8 protein-coding genes and 1 pseudogene are annotated in these 9,415 nt (G+C 65.4%); 2 read left to right on the forward strand and 7 right to left on the reverse strand.

Annotated features, from left to right (window positions below):
- Positions 1–493: 493 nt before the first annotated feature.
- Positions 494–1,159: a reverse transcriptase domain-containing protein gene (locus ACYDAT_RS15110; protein WP_461451162.1), complete on the forward strand. Its 666-nt coding sequence runs from the start codon at positions 494–496 to the stop codon at positions 1,157–1,159.
- On the opposite strand, the gene ACYDAT_RS15115 is transcribed toward ACYDAT_RS15110, so the two are convergent.
- Together ACYDAT_RS15115 and ACYDAT_RS15120 are read right to left on the reverse strand one after the other, a co-directional pair.
- Positions 1,066–3,288 (reverse strand): recombinase family protein, encoded by a 2,223-nt coding sequence (locus ACYDAT_RS15115; RefSeq protein WP_461451164.1) that lies wholly within the window; start codon positions 3,286–3,288, stop codon positions 1,066–1,068. The two genes, ACYDAT_RS15110 and ACYDAT_RS15115, sit on opposite strands and share 94 nt — an antisense overlap.
- The gene (locus ACYDAT_RS15120; protein WP_461451166.1) at positions 3,281–3,433 is read right to left on the reverse strand and encodes a hypothetical protein; all 153 of its coding nucleotides are present in this window, start codon (positions 3,431–3,433) and stop codon (positions 3,281–3,283) included. The genes ACYDAT_RS15115 and ACYDAT_RS15120 overlap by 8 nt, the downstream gene beginning before the upstream one ends.
- Before the next feature lie 354 nt (positions 3,434–3,787).
- Between ACYDAT_RS15120 and ACYDAT_RS15125 the strand changes: the two genes are divergently transcribed.
- Positions 3,788–4,621 (forward strand): group II intron maturase-specific domain-containing protein, encoded by an 834-nt coding sequence (locus tag ACYDAT_RS15125; RefSeq protein ID WP_461451168.1) that lies wholly within the window; start codon positions 3,788–3,790, stop codon positions 4,619–4,621.
- Between the two features lie 131 nt (positions 4,622–4,752).
- Here ACYDAT_RS15125 and ACYDAT_RS15130 read toward each other — a convergent pair whose 3' ends face one another.
- The 5 genes and pseudogenes from ACYDAT_RS15130 to ACYDAT_RS15150 form a co-directional block, all read right to left on the reverse strand.
- Positions 4,753–6,522, reverse strand: coding sequence for a glucoamylase family protein (locus ACYDAT_RS15130; RefSeq protein WP_461438357.1), 1,770 nt, complete (start codon positions 6,520–6,522; stop codon positions 4,753–4,755).
- Positions 6,523–6,685: 163 nt separating this feature from the next.
- Complete coding sequence (locus tag ACYDAT_RS15135; protein ID WP_461438358.1) at positions 6,686–7,054, reverse strand: PilZ domain-containing protein; 369 nt, start codon at positions 7,052–7,054, stop codon at positions 6,686–6,688.
- 28 nt (positions 7,055–7,082) lie between these two features.
- The gene (locus tag ACYDAT_RS15140) at positions 7,083–8,084 is read right to left on the reverse strand and encodes a PIG-L deacetylase family protein (RefSeq protein ID WP_461451170.1); all 1,002 of its coding nucleotides are present in this window, start codon (positions 8,082–8,084) and stop codon (positions 7,083–7,085) included.
- A 98-nt stretch (positions 8,085–8,182) separates the two neighbouring features.
- Positions 8,183–9,130, reverse strand: a complete 948-nt coding sequence (gene holB / locus ACYDAT_RS15145) for a DNA polymerase III subunit delta' (RefSeq protein ID WP_461438360.1) — start codon at positions 9,128–9,130, stop codon at positions 8,183–8,185.
- Positions 9,127–9,415: pseudogene (locus ACYDAT_RS15150) on the reverse strand (dTMP kinase); the annotation flags it as partial. The gene holB and the pseudogene ACYDAT_RS15150, both read right to left, overlap by 4 nt.

The following is a 9,415-nucleotide window of genomic DNA, read 5'->3' on the forward strand; positions in this document are numbered from 1 at the left end:
TACTTTCGGGAGGTAGATGTCGCAGGTTCGAATCCTGTCACCCCGACCAAAGAATCAAGCAATTGAACTACAAACCCGGCCGCAAGCCGGGTTTTTCATGGTGCGCCCGGCAGGGCGCACCTGCTTGGAGGTGCAAGTCCTCTACTCACCCGGCAAGGGGAAGAGTTAGCCAGAGGCAAGGGCGTTTCGGGCGACCGGACGTCTGAAGGAAGCCCGAGGCAAAGCGCTGGCCTGACGAACAGGAAGCGGATACGAGGCGACGTGTTGGGGTGAGGCAGCCATGAAGGTCGAAGCCCAGTACTTGCACGGAACGACACGGCGTAGATCCGACAGGCATAAGCGTGAAGGCAGGTGTGTCATACCCGGGGAGATCTCGCCTCATGCCTGAAAGGGTGACGCCGCGAGGCGGAGCGAGAAGTCAGCCGAGGCCATAGTAGTCGGCGACGACGAAGGGCCGAACATGAGAGACCGCGATTAGGACGGCTGAACCTCGATGACCGACAACGAAGCAGAAGCCCGGGAAGCCGGGGCCAAGGGCCAAGAGGCGGGACAGTATCCCGCGGGTAGGCCGTGTGGTGCCGAGTCGGTCACGGCGGCGGCCGGGCAAACGAAAGCGGAGGTGTCACGGCGGATGGAAGCCGTGATCGAACGCAGCAACGTGTGGTCGGCGTATCAGAAAGTGGTCCGCAACGGTGGCGCACCGGGGGTCGATGGCCTGACGGTGGGATCGTTCAAGGACTGGCTGAAGATGCACTGGCCCCGCGTCAGGGCAGCCTTGCTGGACGGTCACTACCTGCCGGCGGCGGTGCGCGCGGTGGACATTCCCAAGCCTGCGGGCGGGGTGCGGACACTGGGCATCCCGACGGTGCTGGACCGGCTGATCCAGCAGGCGCTGCTACAAGTCCTGCAACCGATCGTCGAACCGACGTTCTCCACATCGAGCTACGGCTTCCGGCCGGGGCGCAGCGCCCATCAAGCGGTTCGTGCTGCCAAGCAGTATGTGCAAGACGGCCGCTCATGGGTGGTGGACATCGATCTGGAGAAGTTCTTGGAGCGTGCTTCACACTACACCCGGTCTGTTGATTGCGTTTCGAAGAGATCAGGAAGCGCGGCAGGTACTTGTATCCTAATGCCTTTTGCGCGTCCGCGGCTGACATGAACCGCTTTGAGTTCGCCGCGCTTTACACGCTGCAAGATCGTTTGCCGCGAGACGCCCAGCAGGTTCATGGCCTTGAACATTTTCACGTAGCCTTTGGGCGCATTTTCAACGAAGAGCGAACGCAGTTCCTCCGTCATGCGTATGCGCCACGGCGCGCCCGGCGTGACTTGTTCTCCGGCAATAAAGCCATCATTGAGCCAGCGATGCAAGGTCGAGGGCGCCAGACCAAGAGTCTGCGCGGCGCGCTCGATGGTCATGCAGTCTCCATCGGGCGTGTGATCTGTGGATTCAAAGCACGGGATCTCCCAGTGCGTGCGCAGGCTGCTGACGCGATTTGCGGTAAACGACAGATCTGTGGCGGTGGTGCGTCCTTGACGATTGAGGATGCCGGCGATGGCCGTATCAGGATAGTGCACGGCCAGGCGGCGCAGCAGCGCGATGGTACCTTCCTCGGTGCGGACAGTTGCCGGGCGCGAGCGCGGCAACGGCACGTCGAGCTCGCTGAGCAGGCCGCCATGCCAGCGAAGCGTGAGGTGCGCGTTGAACTTCTCGCGCTCGACGGTCATGACGACCTCTTCAAGCAGAGTGCGCAGCAACTCCTTGCGGTCCCGATCGGTTGTGGTGGGTGCGGGCCAGACGGCGCTGAGATCTTTGCCGAGCGCGAACAGCGAGGCGCGCTCCGCGGAGGTCAGCACGAGCGGCCGCGTGTGTTCGCGACGCGCCAGTTCGGCCTCGGCGGCCTTCAGCTCACGCAGGGCGCCCTCCCACTCGGCTTCGAGGCCGCGCGCAACCAGGCGGTTGTCGGGATCGACGGCCCGATAGCGGCGTTCGGCGCGTTGCGCGCCATAGCGCGCACGCTCGACATCGCGCCGGAACTGCTCCACCGTGGTCTCGTGATCGGCTTCGAGCTGTTCGGCGGCCTTCAGCGACGCCTCGAGACCAGCGGGTGCCAGTGCCGCGAGGAACACGGCCGCGACCGCCGCGTCGATCTGACAACCGCCGACGTTCAGACAGTACTCGCCGCGGCCGTTGACGATGGTCTTGCCGGCGCAGTGATACCCGGGCGTGGAGGAGCGGCCAGTGTAGTGCACCTTCAGGCGCCGCCCGCAGCCACCGCAGGCGGCTATGCCTTGCAACAAGGCAGTGCCTTCCCTCACGGCACCTCCGCCTTGATGAGGCCTGGGACGCGTGTTCTGCGCCAGGCGCTTTTGATTGGTCTCGAACGTCGCCCAGTCGATGAAGCCAAGGTGGTGATCGCGGATGAAGACGGGCCATTCGGTACGCGGGCGCTTTTTGGATCGTTTGCGCACACGCCCGCTCTCATCGATGTACGACAGCTGCAGCGTTCGGCCATAGACGTAGACGCCGGCATAGAAGGGGTTGGTCAGGACCTGATGGATCTTCGTGTACGTGGGGGTGACCCAGCGGATATCCTGAAGCGTGTTCGAGTGCAACGGGAAGCGCAAGCCCTGCGAGCAGAACCACAGCCATACGCGCCGTGCCGAGCCCATCTCGGCGAAGCGCTCGAAGACGGCGCGGATCGCGGCGGTGACCGACTCATCGGGATGGAGCAGCACCTCACCATCCGCTTCACCCCGCACCAGACCGACGGGCAACCCGCGGCTCAGCTCGCCACGCGCAGCCTTGTTGCGAATGCCGCCGAGCAGTCGCGCCCGCAGCACGTGCAGCTCGGCTTCCGACATTGTGCCTTTGAGGCCCAGCAGCAGCCGGTCGTTAAACAGTCCAGGGTGGTAAATGCCATCGGCATCGCCGATCAGCGTATTGGTTACACCGCACAAGTCCAGGAGCCGATACCAGTCGGCGTTGTTACGCGCCAGGCGCGAGACCTCCAGGCCCAGAACGATGCCGATCTGACCGAGCGCCACCTCCGCGATCATGTGTGCGAAGCCGGCACGGTCGGTGAGCCCGGAACCAGAGATGCCCAGATCCTCGTCCAGGACCTTGACCTGCTCGCGGGGCCATCCGAGCTCCACGGCGCGCTCGGCCAGGTGGTATTGGCGCGCGGTCGACTCGCGGTTGTTCTCGACTTGGGTGCTGCTGGACTGGCGCACGTACACGATGGCGCAACGACGAAGATGATCGGTCGTGATCTTGGTGTGTTCACTCATGATCTTGCTCCGGCTCAGCGATTGTCTTGGCGATCAGTTGGGCAAGCATCGCGATCGCTTTGGCTCGCTGCTCCTCGTCGAGCGTGTTCCACACCGGCACGGCGCCTTCGTATATCGGCGCCTCGAGAAAGCTCAGCTGCTGCATGGCCCGGCTCCTGCGGTGTCGGCCGCTGCAGGGCATCCGCAGCCGGAAGTCGACGCCGCAAAGCATCCACAACCGCGCGGGCCTGGAGCAACTGCGCGCAGGAGGCCAGCAATGGCGGCGGAGCTTGTTTTACCGGCTCTTTCTCGGCTTTCAGATCAGTCCAGGCGGCTGGAATCAGCGAACGCGTACCGTCAGGTAGGACCAGCATCAGGTGCAGCGTGCCGCCCCGATGAGCCCAGCCCAACACGTCCAGCGCCCGCCCCTCAAAAGCGTGGCGCTTGCGGACGATGGTTACTTGCTCGGGATATCCCGCGAGGTGGTGGTGGGTAGTCTGTCGAGTGGTTCTTCGACCGGGTGAACCACGACATCCTGATGTCGCGGGTCGCCCGGCACGTCGACGACGAGCGGGTGCTCAAGCTGATCCGTCGTTATCTGGAAGCGGGCCTGATGCGTGATGGGGTGGAAACGGTACGGGACCAGGGCACGCCGCAAGGCGGCCCGTTGTCGCCGTTGCTGTCGAACATCCTGCTGACGGACTGGGATCGTGAACTGGAGAAACGCGGACACGCGTTCTGCCGCTACGCGGACGACTGCAACATCTACGTTCGCAGCGAGGCGGCAGGGCAACGGGTGATGGCGCGCATGAGGACGTTCCTGGAGGAGCGCTTGAAGTTGCGCGTCAACGATGGCAAGAGCGCGTGCGCACGGCCTTGGAAACGCACGTTTCTGGGCTACACCCTGACTTGTGCGGGTGGTCGGATCAGGCTCAAGGTCGCACGGGAAAGCGCGACACGTCTGACTGGCCATGTGCGTGAGTTGTTACGTCAGGGGCGCGGGCGCAGCCTGACCCATACCCTCGAGACACTGAATCCGGTGCTTCGTGGGTGGATCGGCTACTTCCATCTCAGCGAAAGCCAGACGGTATGGAAGGACCTCGACGGATGGTTGCGGCGTCGGCTGCGCTGCCTGCTATGGCGGCAGGCGAAGACGCGTCAGCGGCGCTCCGCGATGCTGCGCAAGCAAGGGCTGCCGGAGGCACGGGCTTGGCACTCGGGCCACAACGGGCAAGGCCCGTGGTGGAACAGTGGTGCCAGCCACATGAATCACGCCTTCCCGAAAGCCTTCTTCGACCGGCTGCGGTTGGTCTCGATATTCGACACCAGCCGGTATCTTCAGTGTCACTCGTGAACCGCCGTATGCGGAACCGCACGTACGGTGGTGTGGGAGGGGGCCGGGTTACCGGCTCCCTACCCGATTGCTTTTTGCTTGCTGACATTGCGACGCGCGAAAAGAGACGTGGGCGCGGCGCGCGAACAGGGTCACTGCACGGCCGGCGTGCCCGCCAGCCAGCCGCCGGTGAAGCCGGCGCGCTGCAATCCAAGCTGGATATCGGGGTTCTGGCGCATGACGTTCCAGACGAAACCCGATCGATAGTTCTCCAGCATCAACAGGATCGGCCCCTGATCGATGCCGAGGTATTCGGAATCCACCCAGCCCACACCCGGCACGACCGCGCCCGAATACGGCGTGACGCCGCTGTACTGGAAACTGGGGTTGAAGGCGTCGTAGTAACCGTACTGGCCGAGGATGTAGGCGCCGTAGTTGGACTGCATGGCCTGCACCGTGGGAATGACGATGCTGGGTGCGAACACGATCGAGCCCAACGCCGCGGTCGGCGCGATGGTGCCATCGTCGAAGCTGTCCTGGATGCCGGCGCCGCGCGCGGCGTAGCCCTTGAACGTCCGCGTCTGGCCGTTGCCGCTAGTGAAACTGAAATTGCCGGGGCCATCGCAGGCAGTCAACCCCCACAAATCCGCGCCGTAACCGGTCCAGCCACCGGGGTTGGCCTCGGCGTAGGCCTGCTGCGACTCGGTGGCGCGGCGGCTGTTGATGAAGTAGTCGATGCCCTTGCTCTTCATGTAGGCATCCTGGATGCCGCGGAAATCAATCCATGCCTGCGAATATTGCGAGCCGAACAGCGGTCCGAAGCTGAGCTGCTCGCGGCCGTAGTAATTGCCCCAGAAGTTCGGATACGTCGCCGTCCAGTCGGTCCATGCGCTGGCCGGCAGTGGATACGTGGGCGAGCCCAGCGCCTCGATGTACAGGATCATCGCCTCGTTGTAGCCCTGCCAGTTGTACGGCGAGAATCCCGATTCCGGCGTCCAGTCGAGATTGATCAAGGGCGCGTCCGATTGCGCCATCCAGGTCCAGTCCACGTGCTGATACAGCGCGTTGGCCAAAGCCTGGATCTGGTTGTCGGTGGCGCTGCCGTCATTGAAGTAGCTGGCATCGAACAGCACGCCGGCCATCAGCAGCGCGTTGTCCATCGAGGACAGCCCAGTCGTGGTGCCGTAGCGCAGACCCGTGTTCAAGTCCAGAAAGTGATAGAAGAAGCCTTGGTAGCCGGTGTCCCCGCTCGCGGCATTGCCCTGCGGCGCATTGTAGAAAAACTTCAGCGTGGTCAGCACGCGCTGCTCGGCCTGCGCGCGCGTGATCCAGCCGTTCTGCACGCCAATCGGATATGCCGTCAAGGCGAAGCCCGTGGCCGCGATGCTGGCGAACGGCGAGCCCGGATAGTGGTCGGGTGCCAGGCCATTGGCCGGATTGGTGGTGTTCCAGAAATACTCGAAGGTTCTTTGTTCGAGCTGCACGAAAGACGCCGGTAGCGCGGGCTCGACCTGCAGGGTGAGGCTGGTCGTGCCCGTGACGCTGCCGCTGGTCCCCATCAGCGTCATTGCATAGGTGTTGGGCACCACGGACGCGGCCACGCTCAGTGTTTCGGTCTGCTGCCCGGAGCCCACCGCGGCACCCGCGTTGGTGGTCACCTGCACGCCCGCCGGTGCATTGGCCAGCGTCACCGCTACCGGGCTGTAAGACACCGGGCTGACGCCGAGATTGAACGTGGTCGATGCCCCTGCGGGCAGTGACAAAGCCGCGGGCGACGCAGCCAGCATCAAGGCGGTCGTGCCTGGATTGCCGACCATCGGGCTCGGACTGGGGGCCACCGCACCGCCGCCGCCGCAGCTACAGAGGAACAGTGTCAGCGCCAGCACCATGCTGACGCGGGCAGTTTTCCGTATTTGACTCATGGGCGTGTCATGCATCGCAGTGATCAAAAAGTCGGCAGCCGGGTTGAACAACGTGATTCACAATGCATGGGCGTAGCGGACGAATCCCGTCACCCCGACCCACACGCGCACGTATACAGGCCCGCTTTACGCGCACGTTTTTCTGCGCGCCGGGCAGTTCCACTCAGAGCGTGTAGGTGGGCTTTTCCGAAGCCAGTCTGGCGCCCAGCAGCGCCTCGATGCGCTGACGCGCGATCTCACCCTCGGGTGATTCGGAGAACTGCACGCCGATGCCGGCCACGCGATTGCCCTGCGCGCCTTGCGGCGTGATCCACACCACGGTGCCGGTGACTGGCAGGCGCTCCTTGTCTTCCAGAAGGTTGATCAGAAGGAACAGATCATCGCCGAGGTTGTAACGCTTGGTGGTGGGCACGAACAGGCCGCCACCCTTGAGGAAGGGCATGTAGCTCTGATACAGCGTGGCCTCGTCCTTGATCGCGACCGGCAGGATGCTCTGACGCGCGCTGTTGGCAGGCTGGGCGGGGGCGGCCATGATGACCTCGACAGTATTCCGGGATGAATCAAGCCAGACTGGCGGAATCACTGGGCAAGGTCAAGGCGGACGCCTGCCCGCCGTGGCGCCAGCCCCAGTGATCGAAGATCCACAGATTGGGGTGTCGGCTATACAGCTTGACGAATACCGGAGCGCGCGGCGCCTGCGCAAAGCTCAGCACCGGATGCGGCTGCAGATGCAAGCGTAGGGGTCCGGCGGCAGCACTCTCGCGCCAGGGTAATTGCCATGCCTGCTCGCCGCAGACCACCAGCAGCGTGCAAGCGCTGAGCTGTGGCGTGGCCGGCAGCCACGGCAACTCCATGCGCGCGTCCACGCCTGCGGGCGCGGTGGCGGGCACATAAAATTCACCCTGGGCAACACGCCGACGCCAGCGCTCGCCGGCCAGCGCGAGCTGGCTGGCGTGCGCCTCGAGCGCGTGGCCCTTGCGCGCGCATTCATCCGTGCTCAACGTGAACGACTGCGCATGCGGCACGGCACCGTGCACGGCAAAACCCCACAGCGTCGGACGCGGCGTGGGCCAGTGCGCCATGGCCAGTTCGATGAGCACGCGCGCGGCGCTGTGATCGGGATGTCGGTCATCGAGCACCGGCGCCACGATCAGACTCGGGCGCAACGGCAGCAGCACCCCGCGCAGCGCCGCGAGACTTGCCGCCAACTGATCGGCAATGCGTGCAGTGAGGCCAAGATCGCGCCAACCCATGGCGTGCAGGCAACTGGCCGGCAGGCCGAGACGCGTGATCGCGTCGACCGCCTCCGCGCGACGGCGGCGGCCCCATGCGGCGCGCGCGTCAGCGCCGATGCGCAAACGGCGTTCCAGCCAGCGCTGCGGCCACGGATTGTTGTCACCATCGGTCAGCAGCACCACCGCCACCGCCGCGCCGGCGGCCTGCGCGCGTTGCAACAGGCCGCCGCTGGCGAGGGTTTCGTCATCGGGATGTGGCGCGATGACCACCACGCTTGCCGATGGCTCGGCCAGCAGCCGCGCGAGTTGTTGATCGAGTGGGCTCATCGTCGTCGCCATCAATGCTTCCGCATCATAAGCCCGAGCGCACCTGCTGCCGCTGCGGCGCAGCGGCGCGTGTACGCGAGAATACTGCTTGATCGCCTTCAGGCATTGCGCAGGCTGAGAAAGTCGAGCAGCACCAAGTCACTGCGCAGCGGCCCGCGCAACAACTCACGCGCGCGGTTGGCCTGCTCGAACCATTGCGTCAATTGCAGCGGCGTGCGCGCGGCGGCCAGCGGCCCGCGCATGCCCGTGCTGCACGCGCGCAACTCACGCGCCAGCCACTGCGCGGCAAACAACAAGCGCTGTGCGGGATTGTCCTGACTCCAGCTCTGCGCCAACGCCAACGCGTCGGCGCGCTGCGCCAGCAATTGCGCCAACTCGCTGCGCACCGCCTCGCGGCGCGGCAGCGCGCCCTCGCGCAGGTAAACCGCGGCCAGCCCGGGGTTGCCCTCGGCGGCATCCAGCGCCAGCGCGCTGTCGCCACGCAAACCCTGCGCATCGAGCCAAGACCTGGCCTCGACGCGCGCGGGCACCTGAAACTGCACGCGCTGGCAACGGCTGCGCACCGTGGCCGGCAGGCGCTCGGGATGATCGGCCAGCAGGATCAGCAGCGCGGCGGCAGGCGGCTCTTCGAGGGTTTTCAGCAACGCGTTGTAGGCGGCGGCATTGAGCGCATCGGCGGGATCGATCAGCGCGACGCGCCAGCCGCCGAGCTGGCTGGACAAGGTGAGTTTTTCGCACACCGCGCGCACCTGGTCGATCACGATCTCGCTGCGCAGCTTGCCCTCGCGGTTGGGCGCGAGGCCGAGGCGGTACAGATCTGGGTGAGTTTCGGCCAGCCGCAAGCGACAGCCGTGGCACTGCCCGCAAGCCTCGCCAGCTTGCGGCGCGCGGCACAGCAGACGCGCCACCAGCCGCCGCGCGAACACACGCTTGCCCAACCCACCTTGACCCAACAGCAGCAGCGCGTGCGGCATGCGCTCATGTTCCAGCGCCTGCTGCAAACGCTGCCAGTGCGGGGCGTGCCAGGCAGGCGGCGCGGTGCTCATGCGCGCGTGCCCAGCAGCGGCTGCACGGCAGCTTGCGCCGCGGCGAGCACGACGTCAGGTGATGCGCTCGCATCAAGCAGACTGAAGCGCCGCGGCTCGGCGGCGGCGCGCGCGCGGTACACGCTGAGCACACGCTCGAAGAAGTCATCGTTCTCGCGCTCGATACGATCGGGATGGCCGCGTCCCGCGGCGCGCGCGCGCGCCGCCGCCACTGGCCGATCGAGCAGCAGCGGGCGTTCCGGCTTGAGATCCAGCGCGGCCCATTGCGCCAGCGCGCGAATGCGC

It is taken from the genome of Metallibacterium sp. (assembly GCF_054637675.1).

What these genes read in the sequence shown, in the direction of transcription:
- ACYDAT_RS15130 (WP_461438357.1), bottom strand. Translation starts at nt 6,522, where the DNA reads ATGAGTCAAATACGGAAAACTGCCCGCGTCAGCATGGTGCTGGCGCTG.
- ACYDAT_RS15115 (WP_461451164.1), bottom strand. Translation starts at nt 3,288, where the DNA reads ATGAGTGAACACACCAAGATCACGACCGATCATCTTCGTCGTTGCGCC.
- ACYDAT_RS15135 (WP_461438358.1), bottom strand. Translation starts at nt 7,054, where the DNA reads ATGGCCGCCCCCGCCCAGCCTGCCAACAGCGCGCGTCAGAGCATCCTG.
- holB (WP_461438360.1), bottom strand. Translation starts at nt 9,130, where the DNA reads ATGAGCACCGCGCCGCCTGCCTGGCACGCCCCGCACTGGCAGCGTTTG.
- ACYDAT_RS15120 (WP_461451166.1), bottom strand. Translation starts at nt 3,433, where the DNA reads ATGCAGCAGCTGAGCTTTCTCGAGGCGCCGATATACGAAGGCGCCGTG.
- ACYDAT_RS15110 (WP_461451162.1), top strand. Translation starts at nt 494, where the DNA reads ATGACCGACAACGAAGCAGAAGCCCGGGAAGCCGGGGCCAAGGGCCAA.
- ACYDAT_RS15140 (WP_461451170.1), bottom strand. Translation starts at nt 8,084, where the DNA reads ATGAGCCCACTCGATCAACAACTCGCGCGGCTGCTGGCCGAGCCATCG.